The sequence below is a fragment of the Allobosea sp. 10N428 genome, assembly GCF_056394545.1.
This window is the reverse complement of the sequence record NZ_JBFTIC010000003.1, coordinates 93,707-119,905: the sequence shown is the minus strand read 5'-3', so window position 1 is coordinate 119,905 and position 26,199 is coordinate 93,707. Positions and strand designations below refer to the sequence as shown.

Annotated in this window: 26 protein-coding genes and 1 tRNA gene; 14 read left to right on the top strand and 13 right to left on the bottom strand. The window is 66.9% G+C overall.

Going from position 1 to position 26,199, the window contains the following annotated elements; genetic code table 11:
• The first annotated feature begins 24 nt into the window (after positions 1-24).
• The 4 genes from AC1DDA_RS10820 to gpt all read left to right on the top strand — a co-directional run bounded on the left by AC1DDA_RS10820 (position 25) and on the right by gpt (position 4,584).
• A complete protein-coding gene (locus tag AC1DDA_RS10820) occupies positions 25-870 on the top strand; it encodes an FkbM family methyltransferase (protein WP_441512957.1) in 846 nt (281 codons plus the stop codon).
• Between the two features lie 178 nt (positions 871-1,048).
• The gene (locus tag AC1DDA_RS10815) at positions 1,049-1,816 is read left to right on the top strand and encodes a competence/damage-inducible protein A (RefSeq protein ID WP_476795750.1); all 768 of its coding nucleotides are present in this window, start codon (positions 1,049-1,051) and stop codon (positions 1,814-1,816) included.
• A 327-nt stretch (positions 1,817-2,143) separates the two neighbouring features.
• Positions 2,144-3,952, top strand: coding sequence for a methyl-accepting chemotaxis protein (locus AC1DDA_RS10810; protein ID WP_476795749.1), 1,809 nt, complete (start codon positions 2,144-2,146; stop codon positions 3,950-3,952).
• Positions 3,953-4,074: 122 nt separating this feature from the next.
• On the top strand, positions 4,075-4,584 hold the full coding sequence (gene gpt, locus AC1DDA_RS10805) for a xanthine phosphoribosyltransferase (protein WP_441471690.1): 510 nt from the start codon (positions 4,075-4,077) through the stop codon (positions 4,582-4,584).
• Positions 4,585-4,600: 16 nt separating this feature from the next.
• Here the strand turns inward: gpt and AC1DDA_RS10800 are convergent, their stop codons facing one another.
• The 3 genes from AC1DDA_RS10800 to AC1DDA_RS10790 form a co-directional block, all read right to left on the bottom strand.
• On the bottom strand, positions 4,601-5,494 hold the full coding sequence (locus AC1DDA_RS10800; RefSeq protein ID WP_476795748.1) for a DMT family transporter: 894 nt from the start codon (positions 5,492-5,494) through the stop codon (positions 4,601-4,603).
• Positions 5,495-5,609: 115 nt separating this feature from the next.
• Positions 5,610-6,053: a DUF1330 domain-containing protein gene (locus AC1DDA_RS10795; RefSeq protein ID WP_476795747.1), complete on the bottom strand. Its 444-nt coding sequence runs from the start codon at positions 6,051-6,053 to the stop codon at positions 5,610-5,612.
• Positions 6,050-6,670, bottom strand: coding sequence for a DUF2239 family protein (locus AC1DDA_RS10790; RefSeq protein ID WP_476795746.1), 621 nt, complete (start codon positions 6,668-6,670; stop codon positions 6,050-6,052). The genes AC1DDA_RS10795 and AC1DDA_RS10790 overlap by 4 nt, the downstream gene beginning before the upstream one ends.
• A 177-nt stretch (positions 6,671-6,847) precedes the next feature.
• On the opposite strand from AC1DDA_RS10790, the gene AC1DDA_RS10785 reads away from it, so the two are divergent.
• The 4 genes from AC1DDA_RS10785 (at position 6,848) to AC1DDA_RS10770 (ending at position 12,363) form a co-directional block, all read left to right on the top strand.
• Positions 6,848-9,667 (top strand): phosphoenolpyruvate carboxylase, encoded by a 2,820-nt coding sequence (locus tag AC1DDA_RS10785; RefSeq protein WP_476795745.1) that lies wholly within the window; start codon positions 6,848-6,850, stop codon positions 9,665-9,667.
• 177 nt (positions 9,668-9,844) lie between these two features.
• On the top strand, positions 9,845-11,410 hold the full coding sequence (locus AC1DDA_RS10780; protein WP_476795744.1) for an AMP-binding protein: 1,566 nt from the start codon (positions 9,845-9,847) through the stop codon (positions 11,408-11,410).
• Positions 11,411-11,438: 28 nt separating this feature from the next.
• Positions 11,439-12,095 (top strand): DUF1190 domain-containing protein, encoded by a 657-nt coding sequence (locus AC1DDA_RS10775; RefSeq protein WP_476795743.1) that lies wholly within the window; start codon positions 11,439-11,441, stop codon positions 12,093-12,095.
• Between the two features lie 181 nt (positions 12,096-12,276).
• Positions 12,277-12,363, top strand: a tRNA-Leu gene (locus AC1DDA_RS10770).
• Positions 12,364-12,397: 34 nt separating this feature from the next.
• Here AC1DDA_RS10770 and AC1DDA_RS10765 read toward each other — a convergent pair.
• On the bottom strand, positions 12,398-12,997 hold the full coding sequence (locus AC1DDA_RS10765) for a DUF6778 family protein (protein WP_476795742.1): 600 nt from the start codon (positions 12,995-12,997) through the stop codon (positions 12,398-12,400).
• Positions 12,998-13,130: 133 nt separating this feature from the next.
• Positions 13,131-13,778 (bottom strand): DUF938 domain-containing protein, encoded by a 648-nt coding sequence (locus AC1DDA_RS10760; RefSeq protein ID WP_476795741.1) that lies wholly within the window; start codon positions 13,776-13,778, stop codon positions 13,131-13,133.
• 126 nt (positions 13,779-13,904) lie between these two features.
• Between AC1DDA_RS10760 and AC1DDA_RS10755 the strand changes: the two genes are divergently transcribed.
• A complete protein-coding gene (locus tag AC1DDA_RS10755; RefSeq protein WP_441513084.1) occupies positions 13,905-15,167 on the top strand; it encodes a hemolysin family protein in 1,263 nt (420 codons plus the stop codon).
• Between the two features lie 73 nt (positions 15,168-15,240).
• On the opposite strand, the gene AC1DDA_RS10750 is transcribed toward AC1DDA_RS10755, so the two are convergent.
• The 4 genes from AC1DDA_RS10750 to AC1DDA_RS10735 all read right to left on the bottom strand — a co-directional run bounded on the left by AC1DDA_RS10750 (position 15,241) and on the right by AC1DDA_RS10735 (position 18,278).
• Positions 15,241-15,555 carry a hypothetical protein gene (locus AC1DDA_RS10750; RefSeq protein ID WP_441512946.1) on the bottom strand — a complete coding sequence of 105 codons (315 nt, stop codon included), beginning with the start codon at positions 15,553-15,555 and terminating at the stop codon, positions 15,241-15,243.
• A gap of 162 nt (positions 15,556-15,717) precedes the next feature.
• Positions 15,718-16,896: an FAD-dependent monooxygenase gene (locus AC1DDA_RS10745; RefSeq protein ID WP_476795740.1), complete on the bottom strand. Its 1,179-nt coding sequence runs from the start codon at positions 16,894-16,896 to the stop codon at positions 15,718-15,720.
• A 75-nt stretch (positions 16,897-16,971) separates the two neighbouring features.
• The gene (locus AC1DDA_RS10740) at positions 16,972-17,223 is read right to left on the bottom strand and encodes a zinc-finger domain-containing protein (RefSeq protein ID WP_441512944.1); all 252 of its coding nucleotides are present in this window, start codon (positions 17,221-17,223) and stop codon (positions 16,972-16,974) included.
• 77 nt (positions 17,224-17,300) lie between these two features.
• Entirely contained in the window at positions 17,301-18,278 is a 978-nt protein-coding gene (locus AC1DDA_RS10735; RefSeq protein ID WP_476795739.1) for a heparan-alpha-glucosaminide N-acetyltransferase, read from the bottom strand.
• Positions 18,279-18,386: 108 nt separating this feature from the next.
• On the opposite strand from AC1DDA_RS10735, the gene AC1DDA_RS10730 reads away from it, so the two are divergent.
• Both AC1DDA_RS10730 and cysE read left to right on the top strand, forming a co-directional pair.
• On the top strand, positions 18,387-19,154 hold the full coding sequence (locus AC1DDA_RS10730; RefSeq protein WP_476795738.1) for an alpha/beta fold hydrolase: 768 nt from the start codon (positions 18,387-18,389) through the stop codon (positions 19,152-19,154).
• A 187-nt stretch (positions 19,155-19,341) separates the two neighbouring features.
• Positions 19,342-20,190 carry a serine O-acetyltransferase gene (gene cysE / locus AC1DDA_RS10725; protein ID WP_476795737.1) on the top strand — a complete coding sequence of 283 codons (849 nt, stop codon included), beginning with the start codon at positions 19,342-19,344 and terminating at the stop codon, positions 20,188-20,190.
• On the opposite strand, the gene AC1DDA_RS10720 is transcribed toward cysE, so the two are convergent.
• Positions 20,181-21,083, bottom strand: a complete 903-nt coding sequence (locus tag AC1DDA_RS10720; RefSeq protein WP_476795736.1) for a LysR substrate-binding domain-containing protein — start codon at positions 21,081-21,083, stop codon at positions 20,181-20,183. The genes cysE and AC1DDA_RS10720 overlap by 10 nt on opposite strands.
• A 117-nt stretch (positions 21,084-21,200) precedes the next feature.
• Between AC1DDA_RS10720 and AC1DDA_RS10715 the strand changes: the two genes are divergently transcribed.
• A complete protein-coding gene (locus tag AC1DDA_RS10715; RefSeq protein WP_476795735.1) occupies positions 21,201-22,523 on the top strand; it encodes an aminotransferase class I/II-fold pyridoxal phosphate-dependent enzyme in 1,323 nt (440 codons plus the stop codon).
• A gap of 125 nt (positions 22,524-22,648) precedes the next feature.
• Positions 22,649-23,146, top strand: a complete 498-nt coding sequence (locus AC1DDA_RS10710) for a GNAT family N-acetyltransferase (protein ID WP_476779270.1) — start codon at positions 22,649-22,651, stop codon at positions 23,144-23,146.
• Between the two features lie 81 nt (positions 23,147-23,227).
• On the opposite strand, the gene AC1DDA_RS10705 is transcribed toward AC1DDA_RS10710, so the two are convergent.
• The gene (locus AC1DDA_RS10705) at positions 23,228-23,569 is read right to left on the bottom strand and encodes a hypothetical protein (RefSeq protein ID WP_476795734.1); all 342 of its coding nucleotides are present in this window, start codon (positions 23,567-23,569) and stop codon (positions 23,228-23,230) included.
• A 131-nt stretch (positions 23,570-23,700) separates the two neighbouring features.
• Positions 23,701-25,080, bottom strand: coding sequence for a serine hydrolase domain-containing protein (locus tag AC1DDA_RS10700; protein WP_476795733.1), 1,380 nt, complete (start codon positions 25,078-25,080; stop codon positions 23,701-23,703).
• A gap of 165 nt (positions 25,081-25,245) precedes the next feature.
• On the opposite strand from AC1DDA_RS10700, the gene AC1DDA_RS10695 reads away from it, so the two are divergent.
• Positions 25,246-25,458, top strand: coding sequence for a DUF3126 family protein (locus AC1DDA_RS10695; RefSeq protein ID WP_441512935.1), 213 nt, complete (start codon positions 25,246-25,248; stop codon positions 25,456-25,458).
• Positions 25,459-25,470: 12 nt separating this feature from the next.
• Here AC1DDA_RS10695 and AC1DDA_RS10690 read toward each other — a convergent pair whose 3' ends face one another.
• Positions 25,471-26,190 (bottom strand): hypothetical protein, encoded by a 720-nt coding sequence (locus AC1DDA_RS10690; protein ID WP_476779272.1) that lies wholly within the window; start codon positions 26,188-26,190, stop codon positions 25,471-25,473.
• Positions 26,191-26,199: the final 9 nt, after the last annotated feature.

Sequence of the window (26,199 nt, the reverse complement as noted above, 5' to 3'; positions counted from 1 at the left end):
TATCAGGCTGGCCCGATGGCCATCATGATCGATCAATCCGCTGGCGAAGAGCGGCCGTACGGCGCCTTTGCCCCGAAAGCCTTTATCGGGCGCATCATCGCCTGGACGCGTGCTACCTCCGACAGCTTCCTGGGGCGCAAGCTCGCCCTTGCGCTGCGCAGCATCGCCCTGCGCGCGCTCGACGGCACTCCTGTCGACATCGAGGCGCTGGGCGCCAGGATGCGGCTCCATCCGAACGGCAATATCTGCGAGAAGCGCGTTCTGTTCACGCCGCAGAGCTTCGACGTGTCGGAGCGCGAGATGCTGGCGGCCCGGCTGCGCGAAGGCTTCACCTTCATCGATGTCGGCGCGAATGTCGGCGCCTATTCCTTGTTCGTGGCCTCGCAGGCGGGGCGCGGCGCGCGCATCCTCGCGGTCGAGCCGCAGCCGGATATCTTCGCACGGCTCGCTTTCAACATCGCGCAGAACCCGTTCGGCACGATCAAGGCGGTGGCCTGTGCTCTGGCCGACAAGCCGGGCGAACTCACCCTGTTCATCGACCAGGCCAATCGCGGCGAGTCGAGCGTCCGCATCATCAATTCGAGCGCGGGAACCGCGCTGAAGGTGCCGGCCATGACGCTGCTCGCCCTGGTCCAGGGCGAGGGCTATGAGCGGATCGATGCGATCAAGCTCGATGTCGAGGGCGCGGAGGACATCATTCTCGAGCCCTTCCTGCGCGATGCGCCGGAGACGCTCTGGCCGGGCTTCATCATCATCGAGGATTCGCGCCAGCGCTGGCAGAGCGATCTCGTCGGCCTGCTGACGCGCAGCGGTTACGAACTCGTTTCGCAGACGCGGCTCAATCTTGCCTTCGAGCGCAAGCGCGCCTGAACCGAGGCCTTCGCGGTGCCGCCACAGCGCCGCGTCAAGCGCCTTCGATCGCCGCCCGCGCCACCGGGCCCTGGGGCGGCGACCTATCTCGTTTTCTGAGCATTGGATGCGTCCGAAAGTGGGTACCGCTTTTCGGTCCGATGCCCTAGCTCTTGTGCTGAAAGCCAGGAGTGCCGCCATGACCGCCAGTGAAGCCAGTTCCTCCGCCGTCATGGTCACGGCCGCGATTCTCGTGATCGGCGACGAGATCCTCTCGGGGCGCACGAAGGACAAGAACATCGGCTATATCGCCGAGTACCTCACCAATATCGGCATCGAGCTGCGCGAGGTCCGGGTGGTGCCGGATGTGAAGGAGGAGATCGTCGCGGCGCTCAACGCCCTGCGGGGGCGCTACAGCTATGTCTTCACCACCGGCGGTATCGGGCCGACCCATGACGACATCACGGCGGATTCCGTCGCGGCCGCTTTCGGCGTCGCCATCGATTACGATCCGCGCGCGGTCGCCATGCTGTCGGAGCGCTTCTCGCCGGCCGAACTCAACGAGGCGCGCATGCGGATGGCCCGGATCCCGGCCGGTGCCGAGCTGATCGCCAACGCGATCTCGAAGGCGCCGGGCTTCAATATCGGGAATGTCTATGTGATGGCCGGCGTTCCGGCGATCATGCAGGCGATGCTGGACGTCGTGGCGCCGACTTTGCGGACAGGGACGAAGATCCTCTCCGATACGGTCCGCGCCGGCTTGCGCGAGGGCGATATCGGCGGCCCGCTGGCGGAGATCGCCAAGGCTCATCCGGCGGTCTCTATCGGTTCCTATCCGTTCTGGTCGGAGATCGGGCCCGACACGAACATCGTCGTGCGGTCGCGCGAAGCAGGCAAACTCGAGGCCGCTATGGCCGAGGTGAAGGCTATGATTGATGTTGAAAAATTAAAATATAAAGAAGCATAAATAGCTGATGCGACCTTTGCGCGTATAATACAATTCATTTCCTTTTTATTGCCGGAAAACGGTACGGAAACGCCTTGTGTCGTCCTGATTATTGCTTTGATGTAATATCTTTTCGGGCGAATATTTCTTTGTTTCGTGATTTTCGAGATGATGAGCCGGGTATACATCATTCATAAACCGGTAGCTGTCATGATTCTGCAGTAGTCGAAAAGAATTCGGCTCATGTCGCTGCGTTTTCGCGTAGCGGGCGTTCGATAACGGCTTTCATGACGGCGCTGGTCCGAGACGAAGCCTGATGCGCTGGGCCGCGCCAAAAGGGGGATATCGATGTCGCTCTTTTCCGGCCTATTCTCGAACAAGCACACGGCGGGCCAGCTCGCGGCGATCAACCGATCGCAAGCCGTCATCGAATTCGACATCGACGGGAAGATACGCGGCGCGAATGAGAATTTCCTGGCCACGATGGGCTATGCACTGGCCGAGATTAAAGGTCAGCATCACAGTATGTTCGTGACGCAGGAAGAAAAGACCAGCGCGATATACAAGCAGTTCTGGACCGATCTCGGACGAGGTGAGTTTTCGCGTGGCCAATACCTTCGTGTCGGCAAGGGGGGCAAAGAAGTCTGGATTCAGGCGAGCTACAACCCGATCATGGGCGCGGGCGGCAAGCTGGTCGGGGTGATCAAATACGCTTTCGATATCACCGAACAGAAGAACCGCCTGGCCGATCTCGAAGGGCAGCGTGCCGCGATCGACAAGGCGCAGGCCGTCATCGAGTTCGACCTCACCGGCAAGATCCTGCATGCGAACGAGAATTTCCTGAATGTTCTCGGCTATGAGCTCGCGCAGATCGTCGGACAGCACCACCGCATGTTCGTCGATCCCGCCGAGCGGGAGTCGCCAGCCTATCGCAACTTCTGGGAGCGCCTGAGCAGGGGCGAGTACGATGCCGGGCAGTATCGGCGCATCGGAAACGGTGGCAGAGAGGTCTGGATCCAGGCGAGCTACAACCCGATCCTCGATGCGCAGGGGCGGCCCTACAAGGTCGTGAAGTTCGCCACCGACATCACGGCCACCTTCAAGGGCAAGCAGCTCGAGGCCGCCGTGAAGGAGACGAGTGAGGTCATCGCGCGCGCCAAGAACAAGGACCTGACCGGCCGCGTGCCGCTGGAAGGCAAGAACGGGGAGGTCGCGACGCTCTGCAACGGCGTCAACGATCTGCTCGACACGCTGGCTGAGGTGGTCGGCTCGGTGCGCGAGATTTCCGCGCGTATCGATGGGGCCTCGCTGAAGATCACGTCCGACAGCCAGCAATTGGCGGAGCGCACGGAGGCCAATGCTTCGAGCCTGCAGCAGACGGCGGCGACGACTGAGGAGCTCGCGGCTTCGGTCAAGCACAGTGCAGGCAATTCGAAGATGGCGGTGCAGCTTGGCAATGAGGCGAGCGAGGTCGCCGCGCGGGGCGGAGCCATCGTCACCGAGGCGGTGGAGGCGATGGGCAGGATCGAGCAGGCGTCGTCCGGCATCTCCGAGATCATCTCGATGATCGACGAAATCGCCTTCCAGACGAACCTGCTGGCGCTCAATGCGGCCGTAGAAGCGGCCCGCGCCGGCGATGCCGGACGCGGCTTCGCGGTGGTCGCGACCGAGGTGCGCGCGCTCGCCGCCCGCTGCAGCGAGTCGGCCAATGGCGTCAAGGCGTTGATCGCGAACTCCGCGCAGCAGATTCAAGCCGGCGTCGGTCTCGTCAAGGATGCCGGCTCGACGCTGCGCGAGATCGTCGATGCGGCCTCGAAGGTCGCCTCCACCGTCAGCGAGATCTCGCAGGCGACGACCGAGCAGGCGAACGGCATCGACGAGATGGCGCGCACCGTCGCGCATATGGACGAGATCACGCAGCAGAATTCGCTGCTCGCAGAGCAGAGCGCCCGTGTTGCCCGCGATCTCCAGCAGGAGACCGAGCAACTGAGCACGATGGCTTCGTCCTTCCGGCTCGGAAGCGAGCGCGCGCGCCCGGCGCTGCAACCCGTCCGCGCTGCGGCGCCGGCGCTGCGCGCCGTGCCGTCGGTGGCGCCGATCCCGCGCGGCCGAAAGGTGGCATCCGGCGGCGGAGCGGATGGCTGGGCCGAGTTTTGAGGCGGATTCGCCGGCCCCGGCTGGGGATGTTCGGTACGTCCCTCTTGTCAGGCGCGCGCCGATAGGGTTTTCCGACAGGAAACGGCGCCGCGGGCGCCGCCACCTGTCCGGAGTGCAGCGCCATGGCCGAACCGTCCTCGAACAAGGCTTTCCCGGTTTCCTGGGATCAGTTCCACCGCGATGCCCGCGCGCTCGCCTGGCGCCTCGCGGAGAAGGGGCCCTTCGAGGCCATGGTCTGCATCACCCGCGGCGGGCTGGTGCCGGCGGCAATCATCTGCCGCGAGCTCGGCCTTCGCATGATCGAGACTGTGTGCGTCGCCAGCTATCACGACTACAGGAACCAGTCCGAGCTCAGGGTGCTCAAGGACATCGCGCCGAACATCAAGGCGATCGGCGACGGCAAGGGCAAGGGCGTGCTGGTGGTCGACGATCTGACCGACACGGGCAAGACGGCGCGCGTCGTGCGCGAGATGCTGCCGAACGCGCATTTCGCCACGGTCTATGCCAAGCCGGCCGGCGTGCCGACGGTCGACACCTTCGTCACCGAGGTCAGCCAGGATACCTGGATCTACTTCCCCTGGGATATGGCTCTCACCTATGTCGAGCCGATCGCCAAGGGGCACCAGGGCTGAGATGCCGTCCCGTCGCTCAGCCGACTGATGGTGAGCGGAAGGCGACCAGCATCCCCGTCACAACCACGGCCATGCCGACGAGCTCTGTCGGCGTGGGCGTTTCCGCCAGCAGCAGGGCGCTGGAACTCGCGGTCACGACCGGCACCAGCGGCAGGAACAGCGTCGCCTTCGCGGCGCCAAGCGTCGCCACCGTGCGGGCGTAGAGATAGAGTGCGACCACGCCGACGAGCACGCCCTGATATAGCGCTTGCAACAGCAGCTCGGCGAGGGGTGCCCGCGCCATGTGGATGGGCAGCGCCAGCGCGACGACCACAAGCAGTGGCACCGAGAGCAGGCATGAGGCTGCGGTGACCTCGATCGAGCTTGCGCCCCAGCGCCTGGCCAGCAGCCCGAAGATCGACCACAGGCAGGCGATCAGTACGAAGAGCAGGTCGCCGATCCAGGCGTCTGGCCGCGACGGCGTCGCGGCCAGCGCGTCGCGCGAGAAGATGCCGATGCCGAGCACGATGATGCCGAGCCCGGCGAGACGCATCCGCCCGGCGCGCTCGCCGGTGACGAGGAAGACGAGCAGGGCGGTGAAGACCGGGATCAGGCCGGGCGAGATAATCGAGGAGTGCAGGGCCGGCGCGAAATGGGCGCCGCCGACCAGAAGCAGGCTATAGAGCGGGCCGATCAGCAACGCCATGATCCAAGCGCGCGGCCAGCCCAGCGAGCCGACCGGGAAGGGGCGCATATGCTTCAGCGCCCAGGGCAGCAATACGGCTCCGGCCGAGACGAAGCGAAGGATCGTCACGTCGGCCGGCGTCAGGTCGATCAGCATGGCGTGCCGGGAGACGACTGATTGCACACCCCATATCAGCGAGGTCAGCAGCCCGCAGATGATGCCGAGCCATTGCGCGCGGGTGGTCATGTCGGGGCGGCCTTGCGAATTCGGGGGCGGGGCGCGGTGCGCGCAGTGCCGCCGCTATGCCGTTGGGCAGAGGGCCCCGCAATGGCGCCAGGCGCAGCCCGCCCCGGCGTCCCGCCTATGCCGCGCGCATGTCGCCGGCCGACGGCGGCATCCGGACCAGTGGCAACAGGCGGGAATCCTCGATGGCGGCGAGACGGTGCCCATAGCCGGACAGGTAGCCTTCATGGCTGGCGAAGGCGAGAAAGTTCTGCACGGAGGATTGCCGGACCAGCATGGCGCGATCCCAGCGCTCGCCTTCCGGGCCGATGAAGAACGGACCGCCTTCGCCGATGAAGAGCAGCTTACCGCCGCTGGCCTCCAGATAGGGCTGAGAATGCGCGATGTAACGCTCGAAGGCTTGCGCGCCGCTGATCGGCTCGCCCGGCGCGAGCTGCGGCGTGGCGGCATAGTCCGCGATCTCCCGAAGGCGCAGGAGATTGAGCATCACGACCACGCCGGTAATGCCGCGCTTGAAGAGGTCGCGGCCGGATTCCCAGCTCGGGGCGAGATAGGCGGTCACGGCTGCGCCTCCGGATCGGCCGGGCCTGCCCGCAGCTTCTCCGCATAGGCGCGGACATCGGCGGGCCATGCCCGGCTGTGCGTGGCGAAGCCTTCGTCATTGCCGGCGAAGAGGGCGCGCGTGGCTTCCTCGAAGCCCTCGCGGTTGCCCGCCATGGCAGAGATGAAGGCATAGGCCGCGGCCTGCGCCGCGCGGGCCCGGCTGCGCCCGCCATCGTTCTTGCGGGCTTCGTCGACAAGACGCCGCAGGACCTGGGAAGCGCCACCGGGTTGGAGGGCCAGCCAGTCCCAATGCCGTGGCAGCAACGTGACCTCGCGCGCGACGACGCCGAGCTTGGGCCTGCCCCGGCCGCGCGGCGCCTCGGTGCCCTCTGCTTCCCGCGCAGTCTGTGAGGCCTTGCCAGGCTCGGGCGCAAGCCGTGCGACGATCTCGGCATCGCTGCCGCGCAGGTCGAGGTCGACGACCTTTCCGCTTGCGTCGTCGAAGACGAGGATCGCGGCCGCAGCATTGGCTGCCAGCGCCGCCTTCACGGCGAGCGCGACGTCGGGCAGCGCGCCCCCGGCGATACGGGTGGCGTCATGGAAGGCGGTGCAGCGCATGGGCAAGCTTGTGGACATCTGTTCTCCTCGACGGAGGGTTTATTATCCGGGTAGTTTTATCGGCGCAATATGGTCCGGGTAAAATTTATCCGGGCCGGCGATATCGTTCCGGCTTGCGGCTGCGGTCATCCGATGCTGCAATGCAGCACGAACCGGCTGTGCTTACCAAGCCGGGCGCGCCACGGGAGGGCGGTCATGGCTGCAGAGATCGCGCAGGGAAGCCCGGTAATTCCAGACGTCGAGGCGCTCGCAGGCGAACTGCTGAGTCGGATCGAGGAGGCGCGCCGGGATTCTCGCGACGACCCCTTTGGCAACCCGGTGCTGCGGGTCACGCTCTGGCTGACCCGGCTGATGGACCGCAACGAACTGACCGTGGAAGGCGCAGGCGAACTGGTTCGCCAGCTCGGGCGGCAGGCTCTGCGGCAGCGGGCCGTGCGCGTCGCCCGCTATGTCGGGCTCGACAAGGATGAAGCGGCTGTGTTCTCCGGGCTTGCGGAGGGAGCGGCCGGTGCGGCGGCGTCCTTTGACGATTTCCGGCAGGCCGTGGAGCGGGCGCGCTTTGCCGCCGTCTTCACCGCGCATCCGACCTTCGGCATGGCGCGCCGGCTCTGCCATGCGCTCGCCGATCTCGCCTCCGGCGGTACTGCGGGGGAGGCGGTCGTCGGAGAGGCCGATCTGAGTTTCCGCCCCGATGGCCGGATCACGCTGCAGGACGAGTTCGAGCAGGCGCGCTACGCCGTGCGCCATGCGCGCGATGCCCTCGACCGGCTGAACGCCGCGTTCTTTGCTATCGCCCTCGAACGCTGGCCCGAACGCTGGACCGAACTCGCGCCGAAGCCGATCACGCTCGCGTCCTGGGTCGGTTGCGACACGGACGGGCGCACCGATATCGGCTGGTGGGACACGCTGCGCTACCGGCTGGAATCGAAGAGCGGGCAGTTCGCGCGCATCCTCGAAAAGCTGCCGCGCGTGCCGGCCGCAGAAGGCGTCCGTGCCCTGGTGAGCGCGGCACTGGCAGCGGTGGAGCGCCAACTCGCATTGGCGCCCCCGATCGGCACGCAGCCTTCGCTGCAAGCCCTGCAGGCCTTTGCGCTGTCGCTGGTGCATGAACGCGAGACCGCACTGCCGGAAGCCTCCCGGTTGATCGAGGCGCTCGACGGAGCCCTTGCCGACGCTGCGGACGACGAGACAAGGCTCGCACTTGCGCAGATCCGGGCAGGCTGCCTCGCCCATGGCGTCTCGATCGCGCTGCCGCATTTCCGGCTCAATGCCTCGCAGCTTCACAATGCGTTGCGCTCGGTCATTTCGCTGGAGGAGGAGCCGGGCGAGCCGGCGCAGCGGCGCGCCTTCCTTGCAGCCGCCAACACCGAGCTCGGCAAGGTCGAGCCGGTTGCCGTCGATTTCGGGGCGCTGGCGGCCGAGCGGGCCTCTGCCGCGCGGATGATGATGACGATCGCGCAGATCGTGAAGCATGTCGACGGCACCGGGCCGGTGCGCTTCCTGATCGCGGAAACCGAGACCGGCTATACATTACTCTGCGCGCTCTGGCTCGCCAGCCGTTTCGGCATTGCCGACAGGGTCGAGATTTCGCCGCTGTTCGAGACCTCGGACGCATTGGAGCAGGGGCCGCGCATCATCGACGAGGCGTTGCGCAGCCCGCATTTCCGCGACTATCTCAAGCGCCACGGGCGGCTGTGCATCCAGTTCGGCTATTCCGATTCCGGGCGCTATATCGGGCAGGTCGCCTCGACCTTTTGGGTCGAGCGTTTGCGCATCCGCATCGCAGAGCTACTCGCGCGTTACGAGCTCGCGGATGTCGAACTCGTCATCTTCGACACCCATGGCGAATCGGTCGGCCGCGGCGCCCATCCGGACAGCCTGTCGGATCGGCTGGCCTATCTCGATCCGGCCTATGCGCGGCGGGCCTTCGCGCAAGCCGGCATCAGGACGGTGCGCGAGACCAGCTTCCAGGGCAGCGATGGGTATCTGTTGTTCGGCACGCCGCAACTCGCAGGGGCAACCGTCGGCCGGATCGCCGAGGCGGTCTTCGCGCCGGCCCAGGCGGTGGACGACCCGATCTACGACGAACCGGATTTCGCCAGCGAGTTCTTCCAGACCGTGCGCGAGGAGATGAACGCGCTGGTCGACGACCCCGGCTATGCGGCGCTGATCGGCACCTTCGGCCCCTCGCTGCTCGACAAGACCGGCTCGCGCCCGGCCGCGCGGCAATCGGAAGGGGCAGGGCCGACGCACATCCGCCATCCGCGCGAACTGCGCGCCATCCCCAACAACGCCATCCTCCAACAGCTCGGCTGGATGGCGAACAGCATGCATGGCGTCGGCCACGCCGCCTCGCGCTCGCCGGATCTTTTCCGCGCCATGCGCGAGCGCTCGGAGCGTTTCGACCGCGCCTATCGCCTCGCCGCCTATGCGATCGGCCATAGCGACCTAGACGTGCTCAGAGCCTATCTTGACTCGCTCGATCCCGGCAGCTGGTTCGACCGAGCGCGCCGGACGGTGCGCGAAGGGCGACGCGAAGAATTGCTGGCGGTGGCGGAGGCAATGTCGCGGCTGGAGCTCGCACCGGCGCTGCGCCGCCTGTTCTGGCGGCTGTCGGCTGATGCGCTGAAACTCAAGGTGGCGGCGGAAGACGCCCCGCAGATGCCGGTGCGGCTCGCGGCGCTGCACGCTCTCAGGCTCGCGGCAATGCATCGGATCTGGCTCGCCTGCGCCCATATCCCGGATTTCCGACCGCATGCGGGGCTGACGCGCGAGGCGCTGATCGAGCGGCTGCTGCGCCTCGACGTGCCGGCCTGTCTGGCCTTGCTGGCCGAGATCTTCCCGCGCGATCCCGACCCGACCATCGGCCTCGATTTCGGCGAGCCGCCGGGCCCGCGCGAGGGCGGCACCTATGAAGCCCTGCATCGCGACGTGTTCGCGCCGATGCTGGCACTGTTCGAGCTGATCCGCGAGATATCCGGCGCGATCCAGCACGAGATCGGGGCGTTCGGGTAGGGCTGCGGCCCCGTCATTCCCGGGCGGGGCGGAGCGCGACCCGAGAATCTCATGGACGCTGGTTTACGTCATGCGCGGGGCAAGCCCGAGCATGACGTCTGTTCCGGACGTTGAAACCGGCGCCGATGTCACTAGGTTGGCAGCCAGAGGAAACGCCGACCGGGAGACGCGCCAGACATGGCCGCCGCCAACTTCGATGCCGCGGCTGCGCGGATCACGATCTTTCGCGCTCTGCTGCAGACCATCGCCAGGCATGGCAAGGGCCGTATCGCGCTGGAAGATCCCGAGCGCCAGCCGATCACCTATGGGCGGCTCGTGCTCGGGGCGCTGGTGCTGGGGCGCAAGCTCGCGGCGCTCACCTCCGAGCGCGAGCATGTTGGGGTTCTCCTGCCGAACATGCAGGGCATGGCGGTGACGCTGTTTTCGCTCTTCGCCTATGGCCGCGTGCCGGCGCTGCTCAATTTCACGGCCGGCGTCCGCAATCTGCGGGCAGCGGCGGAGGTCGCACAGCTCAAGACCATCGTCACCTCCCGGCGTTTCGTCGATCAGGGCAAGCTTGACGAGGAAGTTGCGGCCTTGAGCGAAGGGCGGCGCATCGTCTACCTCGAAGACGTCCGTAAGGAGATCACCAGCTTCGACAAGGCGCTCGGCGCATTGCAGAGCCTGCTGCCGGGCTTCGTCCACCGCTCCTATGAGGCCAAGCCGGACGAGGCCGCTGTCATCCTCTTCACCTCGGGGACGGAGGGCAAGCCGAAGGGCGTGGTGTTGAGCCATGCCAATATCGTCTCGAATGCGCGGCAGGTCTTCGCTCATGCCGACGGTGCGATCTCCGAGCGGGACGTCTTCATGAACCCGCTGCCGGCCTTCCACTCCTTCGGGCTGACTGCCGGGGTGATGGTGCCGCTGCTGCACGGCATGAAGGTCGTGCTCTATCCGAGCCCGCTGCACTACAAGCAGGTGCCGAAGCTGATCTGCGACATGAAGGCGACCTTCCTGCTCGCCACAGACACGTTCCTTCAAGGATACGCCCGCGCTGCGGAAGCGAACGACCTTGGCGGCGTGCGCTACGTCGTCGCGGGGGCGGAGCGGGTCAAGGCCGAGACGAAGCGGATGTGGGAGCCCTACGGCACCACCATCCTCGAAGGCTATGGCTGCACCGAATGCTCGCCGGTGCTCGCCGTCAACACGCCGGCGGCCATGCGCGAAGGTACGGTCGGCCAGCTCCTGCCCGGCATCGAGGCGAAGCTGGAGCCTGTTGAGGGCATCCATGAGGGCGGGCGGCTCACCGTGCGCGGGCCGAACGTCATGGCCGGATATCTCGACCCGGCGCAGCCGGGCCGGGTCGTCCCGCCGGAAGGCGGCTGGCACGATACCGGCGACATCGTCGTGATCGAGGACGGCTTCGTCGCGATTCGAGGCCGGGCCAAGCGCTTCGCCAAGCTCGGCGGCGAAATGGTTTCGCTCGCGGCGGTCGAGACCATGATCGCCAAGCTTTGGCCGGACCAGAACCATGTCGTCGTCGGACTGCCCGATCCCCGCAAGGGCGAGCAGCTCATCCTCGTCACCGAAAAGCCCGACGCAGACCGTGCGACACTGCAGGAAGCGGCCAAGTCGCAGGGCTTCCCGGAGCTATGGGTACCGCGCGCTATCCTGGTGACGCCTTCGATCCCGGTGCTCGGCAACGGGAAGATCGACTATGGCGCAACCCGGGAGCTGGCCGCCTCGCGGCGCGCGCTGCTGTAAAGCCATAATTGCAATGTTGTTTCACCGCATGATGATTCCGGCCTCGATCCTCGCCACGCTGCGCGTCGCCGCGCTTGCGCCTGCCCTCACGCTCGCGAGCCCGGCCGAGCTGTCGGCGCAGAGCCCCGGAAATACCTATGTTCGGCGCGACGAATGCATCGCCGGCGGGCTGCTCAGCCCAGAGCAATGCGAGTTCGCCTATCGCAACGCCCGCGCCGAATTCGAGCAGCGGGCGCCGCGCTACGTCACGCGCGCTGCCTGCGAGCGTGCCCACAAGCGCTGCGGCGCGCAGGTCGTCTCGGCCGGCGGTTGGGAATCCTTCGGCAAGGGCGGCGCGACCTATGTGCCGCGTTTCGTCGGCGTCCGGGTGACAGGCGAGGGCGCGGCGAGGCGGGCGCTGCCCGTGGTCGAAGGCAGCGCAAAGGTCGCCTTCGTCGCGCGCCCGGTGACGGAGCTGCAGGACAAGGTCGCAGGCCGGCAGGGCGTGATCGGGCTGGCCAGCAGCGTCGGCCGCGGCGCCCATGGCCATGCCGCGCAACCCGCCGGGACCTCTGTCAAACGCGGCGACCGCGACGACACGATGCGCGTTCCGATGGAGGAGAAGAGCATCGGCTCGAACGTGCCGCCGGGGCTCTATGTCGATCCCGACGGGGTCGAGTGGTACAAGCCGGCGCGGCCGCACTGAGCGGCTGCAGCGATCGCCCTGTGCGCAGGCGGCCGAAGTCTTGCGCGCACCGTGCCCGCCCGCGACATCGCCGTGCGTCCTTTCCGACGCAAAGCGGCGATGTAGCTCGTTGTTTAAGCACCGGATTTCTCCGAGAAGTGGGTTCCACTTTTCGGTCCGATGCTCTATCGCTGTGACGCCCGCGGACGTGGCGAAACTGGTAGACGCACGAGACTTAAAATCTTGCGCCTTCAAAGGCTTGCGGGTTCGAGTCCCGCCGTCCGCACCAAGCCGGCTCCGAGACGCTGCACTTGCGGCCCGGCCTAGGCGTTGGGCGGCGGCACCAGCCACTCGCGATATTTGGTGGCGAAATTCAGCACGAGGCGATCGATCGGATCGGCCATGAAGGCCGCATCGAGCATCGTTCCGCCGATTCCCTGGCCGGCCAGCGCCATCGAGTGGAATTCGGGATAGCTCACGAGAACAGCGCCGGTTTTGGCGTCGGTCACCGTGACATCGGCGACCAACTCATGGCCGCCGCCCACAACCACGCGCTGGATGGCCGAGGCGACGTAGAGCCGGCGCAGGTTGACGTCGATCTTCACGGGGCGCGGGCCGGTCAGGACCGGCTTCAACTGCTGCTCGAGCGCGGCGCTGATCTTCGCGGAAGCCAGCTTGGCGATGAAGGCACGGGCTTCGGGCGTCTTGGAGAGTTCTTCGGATTCAGCGTCCGACCGCCCTTTGGATCTCGCATAGGCGCGGTCCCCGTCGCCCCACCACAGGGTCGCGGCGGAATCGGTCGCCACATGGATGCTGGCAAGTCTGAAGGTTTCGACGTCCCGTTGCGACAGCGGATTCTGCATGGTGACGCAGCCGGCAAGAGCAAACGCCAAAAGGCCTAGGCATAAGATACGCTTAATCATGATCGCCCCCTTGGATCAGGACCCGGCGTAGTGCGGCGATCGGGCGATTCGCCAGCCCGACGAATGGAGGAGGCGGAAGTTTCGCGATGTCGGCTTCGGCCGCTGCTCGCAGCGTTTTCGACGGCGGCTTCTTTCATGCAGCTCGAAAGATCACGCTCAGATTGTTGGCCGGCATTTCGATGATTTGCGGCGCGTTGAAGCCGTTGGCAGCCGAGAGCCCCTCCACCGCATCGAGATCGCGCAAGCCCCATTCCGGATCGCGGCTGCGCAGGCTTTCGTCGAAGGCTGCGTTGCTCGGTTCGAGCGGCAGGCCGGGACGGCGATAAGGGCCGTAGAGATAGAGCGGATGGCCGGGTTTCAGCAGCCGCCCGGCCTGGCGAAACAGGCCCTCGGTCGCTCTCCAGGGCGAGATATGGATCATGTTGATGCAGAGGATCGCATCGGCTGCCTCGATCGGCCATTCCGACGCGCCGGCGTCGAGCATCAGCGGCGGCAGGATGTTGGAGAGGCCGGATTCCTGCGTCCAGGCCGTGATGCTCGCCAGCGCATCGGGAGTGGGATCGCTCGGCTGGAACGAGAGGGCGGGAAAGGCCTTCGCGAAGTGGATGGCATTTTCTCCCGAGCCGCTCGCGACCTCCAGCACGAGCCCGGAAGGCGGCAGCACCTGGCGCAGCACGTCGAGGATCGCGTCGCGGTTGCGCTGGGCGGACGGCGCCTGCAAGCGGCGGTCGGCGCCGGCCTGTTCGCCTTGTGTCGGCTGCCAGAAGCTCGGTCTCGTCATCATTCGCTCACGATTCTTTCGTCTGGCTTATCGCGTTCATGCAATGATCCGCTATAAGGGGCATAGAAGCGGGCTGCCAAATGTCGCAGCGCCGCAGCAAACGGATTGGTTTTGTTAACCGAAATCCTGATCGTCCTGGCGCTGACGATCGTGAATGGACTTCTCGCCATGTCCGAGCTCGCCGTCGTCTCGTCGCGGCCGGCTCGCCTCAAGGTCCTCAGCGACCAGGGCAACAAGGGCGCCGCGACCGCGATACGCCTGGCCGAAGACCCCGGCCGATTCCTCTCCACTGTCCAGATCGGCATCACGCTCGTCGGCGTGCTCTCTGGCGCCTTCTCCGGCGCCACGCTGGGCGCGCGCCTGTCGGAATGGCTGGGCACCCAGGGTTTTTCGCAATCGGTGTCGGATACACTCGGCGTCGGCATCGTGGTCGTCGCGATCACCTATTTGTCGCTGATCCTCGGTGAATTGGTGCCGAAGCAGGTCGCGCTGCGGGACCCCGAGCGCATTGCGGCGCGCGTCGCTCCTGCGATGGCGTTGATGTCCAAGGTCGGCGCCCCGCTCGTCTTCCTGCTCGACGTCTCCGGCAAGTCGGTGCTCGCGCTGCTCGGCCAGAAGGGTGAGTCGGAAGAGAAGGTCACCGAAGAGGAGGTTCGCACCATCATTGCCGAGGCGGAGACCGCCGGCGTGCTGGAGCGCGACGAGCGCGAGATGATCGCGGGCGTCATGCGTCTTGCCGACCGCTCGGCGCGCGCGCTGATGACGCCGCGCCGCGAGGTCGAGGTCATCGACCTGTCGGATAGCGCCGAGGAACTCCGCCTGCAGCTGAAGGACACCCGCCGCTCGCGCCTGCCGGTTCAGGATGGCGAGTCGGATTCGATCATCGGCGTCGTGCTGATGAAGGATCTGATCGATTTCCTCGCTACCGGGGACATCGAGGAACTGCGTAGGCATGTCCAGGACGCGCCGGTGGTGATGGACACCGCCGATTCCCTGCATGTGCTGCGCGAGATCCGCTCCAGCCGCGTGCATATGGCCGTGGTCTTCGACGAGTACGGCCATTTCGAGGGCATCATCACGCCTGGCGACGTGCTCGAGGCGATCATCGGCGCCTTCCAGGAAGAGGAAGAGGACGAGCCTGCCATCGTGACGCGCGCGGACGGCTCCTATCTCGTGGCCGGCTGGATGCAGGTCGACGAGTTCTCGCACGAACTCGGCATCCCGATCCCGCGCGACGCCGACTTCCAGACGGTCGCCGGCTTCATCCTGGCCGAAATGAACCACCTGCCCAATGTCGGCGAGAGCTTCGACAAGGGGCATTGGCGCTTCGAGGTCGTCGACCTCGACGGCCGCCGCATCGACAAGATCCTGGTCAGCCGGATCGAGTGAGCCGCAACGGCTTTCGCTCGACAGAGAAGACGCCTTCGTCGGTCAGCTTGCGCAGCAAACTGACCGGCACGCGCTAGCGGCGCGGCTCGTCCGGCTCGATGATGCGATATTCCGCATCGATCACCTCGATCCGCTCGGCTCTCTGGGGCCCGCCCGCGAAGGGATCGGCACGGTCGAAACCGGCAGCCTTCATCTTGGCCTTGAGCCGCCAGACCGCGATCGCGCCGGCTACGGCGACGATCGGAATCAAGATCAGGGCGAGGCTCGCTGCGACCAGAAACAGGGCTATGCCGACGACGAAGCTCGCCGCCATGGCAAGCCATGCGGCCCAGCGCGGCATGGCGCGGGCGCGACCATTGAGCTGTTCGTACAGATTGACGCGGATCATCTCTCTTTCATCCCTCTCCGAACCAACAGATAGGGATGGAATGCGGCGATGGCGAGGTCAGTCAAATCGCCGCGCGTCCGACCGGACGCGGTAGCAGTGAGCTATCTATTTGTTATCGCATCCGATTTTACCGAAAAATGCATTCCGTTTTTCGGTCCGATGCTATATGTCGCGCCAGTCGTAGAGCCAGCCATAGCGGTTGCGCAGCCCATCCGGGCCCAGCCGTTTCAGCGCGAAATCCCGGGCCATGCTCAGCGGCCAGCCCATATGGTAGTTGCGGCCGTTGCTGCGGCTTTCTTCCTGCACGCGGGCGGCGCGCCGGGCGCGGGCCTTTGCGTAAGCGGCGAACGCGACCGGCACCCCGGCCGCGCCATCGCGCCCAAGCGTCTCGGCGAGGAGGCGCGCCAGCACGGCGGCGTCCTCGATGGCGAGCGAAGCGCCTTGTGCGAGGAAGGGCAGGACGGGGTGAGCGGCGTCGCCCATCAAGGCTATGCGGCCCATGGCCATGGCCGCGGGCTTGCGGTCGAACAGCGACCAGACCTGCCAGCCCTGCGCCTCGCCGGTGAGTTCGCGTAGCGCCGGCGCGGCGCCGGAGAGGTGCTCGGTGACGATGCTGGCGTCGCCGTCGCGCGACCAGCCCTCACGGGCTTCCTTGGCCTGGCGGACGACGACGACGTTGATCTCCTTGCCGCCGGCGACGGGGTAATGCACGGCATGCCGGCCGGGGCCGAGATGGAGCGTCACGCGCGGCTTGTCGGCGGCGCGGGTCGGCACGACGGCGCGCCAGGCTTCATAGCCGGTGAAGACTGGCGGCGAGGCATCGCCGGTGAGGTCCCGCACGCGTGACCACAGCCCGTCGGCGCCGATCAGCCCGAGCGCGGAAATCGTCTCGCTGCTGCCGTTCTGCCCGCCGAGCCTGACCGCGACGCCGTTCTCGTCCTGGCTGACCTCTTGCACCCCGCGCCCGACCATCAGGCGGATGTTGGGCATGGCGCGCGCGGCGTCGAGCAGGATGGTGTGCAGGTCGTTGCGCCTGAGCATGCGGAACGGGGTCGGCATGCGCTCCGGGCTGGAGGGCATCTCCAGCAGTTGCGAGCCGTCCCGCCAGCGCCGGATTGTCAGCCCGTGTGAGGAGACGCTGACGCGCTTCAGCGGCAGGGCGAGGTCGAGCGCATCGAGCACGCGGCCGGAATTGGAGGTGATCTGGAGGCCGGCTCCCAGCTCGCCGAAGCCGGTACGCTTCTCGACGACGGTGGCGGCGATGCCGCGGCGGGCGAGTGACAGCGCCATAGTCAGCCCGCCGATGCCGGCGCCGGCGATGACGAAGTGAGGAGCAGACACAGGCGATGCCCTTGATCGATGGCGCCGGGAAGGGCGCGGGTGCCCCTCAGAACCCGCGCTTCAGCAGAACGGGCTTCAGGCCGCCTTGGCGGTGTCGTGCCAGGCGCATTCCGGCGGGGTGCATTCGGCGTTCTTCAGGGACGGCTCGTATTTGAACAGCGTCGAGCAATACGGGCAGATGATCTCGTTGTCCGAGCCCATGTCGAGGAAGACATGCGGATGGTCGAAGGGCGGCTTGGCGCCGATGCACATGAACTCGTGCGCGCCGACATGGACGACGGCGACGCCGGGGTCGTTGTGGAAATGCGGAATGCCGGTCGCGGCCATGGTCGTCGCTCTTCAGAAGCTGGATTTCGGGCGCAACCTATCCCGTCAGCCGGCGGGACGCCAGTGCGCGATTTGCATCAGCGCTCGCGCAGGCAGGCCTGGGCGAACTCACCAAGGCGGGCGCCTTCCTCCGGCGTGAGCAGATCGTCGAGGGTCTTTTGCCAGAGCTGTTCGCGCTTCAGCTTGTCGATGGTGCAGGCGCAGACCGCACGGCAGAGCTGTTCCGGCACGTCGGGCCCGCAGCTGCGCTGGCATTCGGCCCGGAAAGCGCGCTCGGCCGGCGGAGGGGGCGGGGCAATGAAGGTCACCAGCGTCAGGACGGCGATGAAGACCGGCTGATGGACGAGATAGACCAGCAGGCTGTGGCGGCCGCCCCAGGCGACGATACGCGCCGGGAGCAAGCGAGGGTGCCAAGCGGCGAGTCGCGTATCGGACAGGCGCGGCAGCAGCAGGCGCGCCAGCACGATGCCGGTGACCACGCAGCCGAACCAGGGGAAGACCGGCACGAAATCCGCCGTCTGGAGCGGCGCGTGCGAGAAGCCGAGCCAGGACAGCCAGGGCGCGTCGAGCAGCGGATGGGCGACGAAGCGCGGCAGTGCGAAGGCGAGCACCGCCGATAGCGCGACGGCGCCGACCGGCAGCCGCAGGAAGGGCAGCGCCAGCACGCTCGCGAGCGCGATGTGGTGGAGGATGCCGAAAAAGATGAAGTTGCCGGGGATCGCGAACCAGGTGCCGAGCGAAACCAGGGCGGCGGCCCCGGCGACCATGGCGAGGCGCTTCAGATAGGCAGGGCGGTTCAGCCCCTTCCGCGTCGCCAGAACCAGGCTGAAGCCGACGACGATCAGGAAGGAGCCGGCGATGCAGCGCGCGAAGATCCGCCAGCCTGGCTCGTCGACGACGTCGGTCTCGATCAACCCGAAGAAGGAGAGATCATAGGCGAAGTGGTAGACGAACATCGCCAGTAGCGCGACGCCGCGAGCGATGTCGACGAAAGCGAAACGCGGCGATTCCGTTGCCGCGGAGGCGGTTGGCGCGCTGGTGGCGGTCTGGCTCATGGCGATAGTTCATAAGCAAACCGCGCCGCGGCGGCTACCCAAAGCCGGGCCTGCATGGCAGGGATGGCAACAACCTGTTTCGTCATACCGCCTCGTTCCGAGATCCGCATGCAGAGCTTTTCCTCCGACGGCGTGAAGATCGCTTTCATCGATCTGGCTCCCACCGGCGACACGCCGCAGCACCGGACCGTGGTGCTCGTCCACGGTTTCGCATCGTCCTACATGACCAACTGGATCAACACGCAGTGGACGAAGACGCTGACCCATGCCGGCTACCGCGTCGTCGCGCTGGACGATCGCGGCCACGGCCAGAGCGAGAAGCTCTATGATCCCGCTGCCTATTCCTCCGATATCATGGCGGAGGATGTGCGCCGCCTGATGGACCATCTCGACATCCCGCGGGCGGCGGTGATGGGCTATTCGATGGGGGCGCGCATCTCGGCGCATCTGGCGCTGGCGCATCCGCGCCGGCTCGATGCGCTGCTGCTTGGCGGGCTCGGCATCCATCTCGTCGAGGGGGTGGGGCTGCCGCTCGGCATCGCCGATGCGATGGAAGCGCCCTCGCTTGAGGTGCTGACCGATCCGATGCAGCGCATGTTCCGCGCCTTCGCCGAGCAGACCAAGAGCGACCTCAGGGCGCTCGCCGCCTGCATCCGCGGCTCGCGCCAGACCTTGACCGCCGAGCAGGTCGGGCAGATCGCGATGCCGACTTTGATCAGCGTCGGCACGAAGGACGACGTCTCCGGCTCCGGGCCGGAACTCGCGAAGCTCATCCCAGATGCGGAATCGTTCGACATCGTCGGGCGAGACCACAATCTCGCGGTCGGCGACAAGAGCCACAAGCAGGCCGTCCTCGACTTTCTCGCGCGTTTGTGAGAACGTCCCGGGCGAATAGAGGCAATCTGGAAAAGCGGGCGACGCCAATGTGTTGTGGACGTTCCCTGGAAAACTGAATCCGCTGCCTCGCTTTTTGATTCAATCTTGGTCGGCTTGAGCCTTTGGTGCGGACGCCAGCTTGTGGCTAGGCTGTCCTCCTGCTGACGACCCTTTCCGGAGAATGATCATGCCGTCGGGGCGCTCTGCCGTGGAAGCACGCGATCTCACAATCGGCCTCAACCGGCTCGACCCTGTCTGGTCTCGCCTGCGTGGCGAGGCCGAGGCGGCCGTTGCCGCCGAGCCGGCGCTGGGCACGCTCATCGTCGCCTCGATTCTCAACCAGCCCTCGTTCGAATGCGCGGTCGCCCATCGCGTTGCGGCCCGGCTCGGCCATCCGGCCGTGACGGCCGATTTGATCGAGCAGGGCTTCGCCGAGGCGATGGCGGATGACGAGACGATCGGCGCCGGCATGCGCGCCGATGTGATGGCGGTGCTCGACCGAGACCCGGCCTGCTACCGGGTGCTGGAACCGGTGCTGTTCTTCAAGGGCTTCCATGCGCTGCAGTGCCACCGCCTGGCGCATTGGCTCTGGCAGCGCGAGCGGCGCGACTTCGCGCTCTATTTGCAGGCGCGCTCTTCGGAAGTCTTCCAGACCGACATCAACCCGGCCGCCAAGATCGGCAAGGGCGTGTTCCTCGACCATGCCACCGGCCTCGTCGTCGGCGAGACGGCGGTGATCGAGGATGATGTCTCGCTGCTGCACGGCGTCACGCTGGGCGGCACCGGCAAGCAGGGTGGTGATCGTCATCCCAAGATCCGCAAGGGCGTGCTGATCGGCGCTGGCGCCAAGATCCTCGGCAATATCGAGGTCGGCCGGTGCAGCCGGGTCGCGGCAGGCTCTGTGGTGCTGGCGGCGGTCCCGCGCAACAAGACCGTGGCGGGCGTGCCGGCCAAGGTTGTCGGCGAAGCCGGCTGCGCCGAGCCTTCACGCTCGATGGACCAGACCCTTGAAGGCGATTGCGGGTCCTATATCTGATCTGGCTTCTGCGCCGAGCCCGCGAGCCAATCCATGATCTCGAGCCGGCGCGCATGGGCACCGGGACCGATGGCCGGTGTCAGCGTAAGCCTGTCCATGGCCGGCATCGCCCGCGGGAAGGGCGCCGCGAGGCGTCCGCTCGCCAGATGGGGGGCGACGAGGCTCACCCGGCCCATAAGCACGCCCGAACCCGACAGACAGGCATCCAGCGCCAGGCTGTAGAGCGAGAAGGCCGGGCCGCGCCCCGGATCGATCAGGGCCTCCGGAAGGGCGAAGGCGAGCCAGCGCGCCCAGTCGCCGCGCCACACGGCGTCGTGCAGCAATGTCTGCCGGGCCAGATCGGCCGCGGATTTGATCCGGGCGGCCAGCGCCGGGGCGCAGACGGGCAGGATTGCGTCATCGCCCAACTGGAGCGCGCCCGGCTCCGTCGACTCACAGTAGAACAATGCGAGGTCGTAAGGCTCGCGCCGCGGATCGGGCGGCTCCTCCATCGCCGACAGCGAGATCTGCAGATCGGGGAAGGCCTGCTGCAGCGCCGGCAGCCGCGGCGAGAGCCAGAGCTGGGCGAGACAGGGCAGGGCTGCGATAGCCAGCGGGCGGTGCGGCTCGGCTTCGCGCAGCGTTTGCACGGCCTGGCCGAGCATGTCGAAGCCGCGCGTCAGCCGCGGCAGCGCCTCGCGCGCCGCGTCCGTGAGGGCGACGCCCTGTGCCAGCCGGCGGAAGACCGGGAAACCGAGCGTCGCTTCGAGCTGCCGGATCTGCTGGGTCACGGCACCGGCGGTGACGGCGAGTTCGTCCGCCGCCCTGGTGAAGCTCTCGAGCCGCGCCGCCGCCTCGAAGGCGCGCAAGGCGTTGAGCGAGGGCAGGCGGGGGCGGGGCGGCTTGACGGGCACGGCGGATATCCGGTTCGAGGTTGAGATTTTCTCAGCCTGCGAGCGAGGAATACTCGTTTGCGCGCGGCGCGGCAAACCGCTGTTATGCCGGGAACCAGCGAGGACGGAGGGACCGGCATGACGGCACTGGGCAGGCGCGATTGGGTGCCGCAGGCGAGCGAGGATTATGTGCTGAGGATCGCAGCCGAGACGGCAAGCCAGCCGCTCGACGCGATCGCGGCGCGGATCGATGCGCTCGCGACGGAGAACCGCGCGATCCATGAGCGCGACTGCGTCAACCTGAACCCCGCCACCAACGTCATGAATCCGAAGGCCGAGGCGCTGCTGTCAGCCGGGATCGGCGCGCGGCCCTCGCTCGGCTATCCCGGCGCCAAATACGAGATGGGGCTGGAGGCGATCGAGCAGATCGAGATCATCGCGGCCGAGCTCGCAGCCGAGGTCTTCGGCGCCAAATATGCGGAAATCCGGGTGCCTTCGGGTGCCATCGCCAATCTCTACGCCTTCATGGTCGCGGCAAAGGCGGGCGACTGCATCATCGCGCCGCCCGGCGAGATCGGCGGCCATGTCACGCATCACGGTGCGGGCGCGGCCGGGCTCTACGGCATCGTCACGCATCCGGCGCCGATCGACCCGGTCAACTACACCGTCGATGTCGAGAAGCTGCGGGCCGACGCACTCAGGCTCCGTCCGAAGCTGATCTCGATCGGCGGCAGCCTCAACCTCTTCCCGCATCCGATCCGCGAAATCCGCGCCATCGCCGACGAGGTCGGCGCGCTCGTCCTGTTCGACGCGGCCCATATGTCCGGCATGATCGCGGGCCATAGCTGGCAGCAGCCACTGGAGGAAGGCGCCCATCTGATGACGATGAGCACTTATAAGAGCCTCGGCGGACCGCCTTCCGGGCTGATCCTCACCAATGATGCGGAGATCGCCAAACGGCTCGACGCCATCGCCTATCCCGGCCTCACCGCCAATTTCGATGCGGCGAAATCGGCATCGCTCGCGGTTTCCCTGCTCGACTGGAAGGCGCATGGCCGCGCCTATGCGCAGGAAATGGCCAAGACGGCCAAAACGCTAGCCGAGGCGCTCTCGGAGCGCCAGGTGCCGGTCTTCGCGCGCGACAGGGGCATGACGACCTCGCATCAGTTCGCGATCGAGGCGGCGCCTTATGGCGGCGGCCAGGCGGCGGCGAAGCAGCTGCGCGCGGTCAACATCCTGTCCTGCGGCATCGGCCTGCCGCTGCCGGCGGTGGAGGGGGACGTCAACGGACTCAGGCTCGGCACGCCGGAGATCGTGCGCTTCGGCATGACCGCGGCGGATATGCCGGAGCTGGCGGGCTATATCGCCGAAGGGCTCAACGGTTCGCGTTCGGCAGCTGCGGTGGCCAGGGACGTGACCGCGTTCCGCGGGCGATTCCGGGAACTGCATTTCATGCGCTAGTTCGCCGTGCGTCCTTTCGGACGCAAAGTGGCGACTATCTCTTTGCCGTAGCATCGGATCGGACCGAAAAGTGGAATCCACTTTTGGGGCCAATGCTCTAAGATGGGCTCCGGAGGCGGGAGCTCATGCGCATCGACATCAGGCTCGAGCGGCCGGGCGACGAGGCCGAGATCGCGGAGGTCACCACGGCAGCCTTTGCCAAGGCGCCGCACAGCAGCGGCACGGAGGCGGCAATCGTCTCCGGCCTGCGCGGGGCCGGGGCGCTGAGCCTGTCGCTCGTCGCCATCGAGGGCGGCGGCGTCATCGGCCATGTCGCGTTCTCGCCGATCGAGATCGCGGAAGCCATGGGCGCCTGGCACGGGCTAGGGCCGGTTTCGGTCTCGCCCCTCCGGCAGCGTCACGGGATCGGCGGAGCGCTGATCGAGGAAGGGCTTGCCCAGTTGCGCGCGAGCGGCGCGGCCGGCGTCGTGGTGCTCGGCGATCCGGCGTTCTACTCCCGCTTCGGTTTTGCGAGCGATGGCGGGCTGCGGTTCGGCGATGTCCCGCCATCCCAGCTGCAATGGCTGTCCTTCAAGGCGGTGACGCCACGCGGCGAGGTGCGATACCACCCAGCCTTCGGCTGAGGGCTGGATCGCCTCGCTCATCATTTATCGCATCGGATTTCTCCGAATGGGGTGCCGCCTTTCGGTCCGATGCCGCGACCGTCAGGAATCGCCGCCCGGCGCGAAGAAGCAGAGCAACTCGCCCGCATCGTTGATGCAGAGATGCCAATGCCCGTCCGGCGAGGGCGTCGCCTTGTCATAGGGGATTTCGAGCCTCAGGGTGGTGCGGCGCTCCTTAGGCCACATCGGATGCTCGCCGGGCCGGACAATCACGACGAAGCCGCCATGGACTTCTCGCACGGCTTCAGGCTCGAGCGGCGCGCAGTCGGCGCCGGAGCAGCAGTAGAACGGGTAGTCCCAGCGGCTTGGCGCCTGATGAGAGTGAGCGCACGTCGCTCCCACGGCAAGCAAAGCCGCCACGGCGAATGAAGCGATCACACGCATCGGCCGGCCCTCGCAATTAAAATGCGGCGCAAAGGCGGCGAATGCGTGGCGGGTGGCGCGGCGAAGTGCTTTATCGCCGAGGCGCGGCTGCCCCCGTCCGCGGGACGCACGCCGGGAGCGTGGCGGCGCTGTCAGGCGCCGCCGGTTGCTCCATAGCGCGCCAGCATCTCGGCGCGCATCTCCTCCTCGCCGACGAGGCGGCCGCCGCCGAGGCGCACCGATACCACCGCGCCTGTCTCATCACGCTGCAGTTCCGCCGTCTCGCCCGGGCTGCTGAAGCCGGAGGCGTGGGTGATGCGCCCAAGGTCGGGCCCTTCCAGCGTGATCTCGGCGGCGTCGAGGAAGGGCATGAGAAGGGCCGGTGCGGCCACCAGCACCTGCTTGGCGACCGGAACAAGGTCATTCGCGCCCCAGATCGTCCACCAGCGGCCGGTCCAATCCCGCATTTCTGCCGGTGGTGCGCCGCGCTCGGCGAAGGTCCTGAGGATATGGACGACGCCATCGAGCCAGGGATGCGCCAGCCCGTCGATGGCATTGGTCAGGACTGCGACGGTGAGATCCTGCTCCGGGAAGACGCAGGTGCGCGTGATGAAGCCCTGGAATCCGCCGGAATGGCCGAACCAGCGCCAGTTGCCTTCTCCGCCGGAGATGGTGCCGAGGCCGTAATGGCGCCCCAGGCTGGCTTCGTCATCCTGCCAGAGCCGCCGCGTCATCTCGCGGCGGCTGAGGGCCGAGAGGATGCTGGTCTCAGCCTTCGGCGAGAGCTGCGCGAAATAGCGCGCGACATCCGCGGCCGTGGCGACGAAACCCGCGGCCGAGGTCATGGCGTGGCCGGGATTGTCCGCGGGGATGACGACCCGCTGGTCGAGTGGCTGCTTGCCGCTATGGCCCCTTGCCATCGGGCGGTGCCCCCAGAGATCGATATCGGCCTTGGTTTCGAGCAGCCCGGCCTTGGCGACGACCTCGTCGGTGATCCATTCGCTGTAGCTGAGGCCGGTCACAGCCTCGATGACGAGGCCGAGCAGTGCGAAGCCGTGATTGGAGTATTTGAAGCGCTGTGAGCCGGGATAGACCGGAGCCACGGCAAGGTCCGCGAGCAGTTCCGCCTTGCTGCAATAGGGCTTGCGATCGAGGAACTGGCCGTTGTCCGGCCCGTCGCGGGTCAGGCCGGCGCTGTTGGAGAGCACCTGTTCGACGGTGACGTCGGCGATCGCGGGATGGAGGCCGTCGACGAAGCGGCCGACCTTGTCGTCGAGCCGTAGCCGGCCTTCCTCGACCAGGCGCAGGATGCCGGCCGAGGTGAAGCTCTTGGAGTGGGAGGCGATGCGGAAGCCGTGCCGCGACGTCAGCACCTCGCCGGTTGCGAGGTCCGCGCTGCCGAAGGCGGCTTCGAGCACGATATCGGTGCCATTCGCGATCGCGAAGGCGCAGCCGGGCTGGTCATGGTAGCGGCGCTGGAATTCGAGCCAGCTCGCGACATAGGCGAGGGCGGGGGCAAGCCATGGCTTCATCGATTGGCATCCGTCACCAGTGCAACAGATCGCCAGCATCGCACGATTCCGCTGGCGGCCGGCAAGCCGTGGAGATGTGGGACGGCCATGTGCGCGGCGGCTGCTTTCGCTTGCCCTTCACGGCCTGTCGTGGCATCGCTCCCGGCCAATCGAAAGGACCCGATCGTGGACAAGACAGAACTCGCCAAACTCGAGGCTTATCTGCGCCGCACCTTCAACAACCACGCGATCAGCGTGCGCGCCCGCATGAAGAAGACCGACTCGGCCGAGGTCTATCTGGGCGAGGAGTTCATCGGCATCATCCATGTCGATGACGAGGACGGCGACCGCTCCTTCAACTTCACCATGGCGATCCTCGACGTCGACCTGGAAGACTGAGAGCGCGTCGCGCTATCTGATCAGGCCGTCGAGCGTCCGCCGCACACCGCCGAGCATCACCGCCCAGTCGGCGATGATGCTGCGCGGGAAGCGGATGTTCACATCCATGCCGCGATGCTGGAAGGTGATGCGGCAGGGTTCGTCGAGATGGGCGGCGGTCTCGATCGGACAGCGGGCGGCGAAGCCTTTCCCGTCGGGAACCGAGACATAGAACTCGTCGCCCTCATAGGGCGAGCCCTTGCGGAAGCTGCGCACCACGAGCCCGCCGGGATTCGACCAGACGGTCGGCGTCAGGAAGCGGGCATAGGTCGCGAGCTGGCGCGCCGGCTCATTGACCTTGTCGGGCGGGCTCAGCGTGACCAGCAAGCGTCTTCTGTTCTGCGGCTGCGCCGGGCCGAGATTCGGCCAGTCGAGCCGCAGCCGGACCATGCCGACGAGACGGCTGGTGTCGTCGTCCTCGTCGAGACCGGTCAGATCCTTCGGAATCAGCAGGGCCAGGTTGCCGACGCGGGCCGGTTGGAGCGCGGCGGGCTCCTCGGGGCGGCGATGGGTCAGATAGAGCCCCAGCCCCGTCGCCATCGCGCCCGCGAGCATGATCAGCAGCACGGCCTTGAGCAGGGCGCTGTCCGCTCGCGGCAAGAGCACGGGCGGCCGCTGCAGGCGCGTGCGCACCATCGAGGTGAGATGGGCGGCCTGCTGGCCGGGCCGGTGATGGGACAGGGACGCGGTCATTCCGGATAC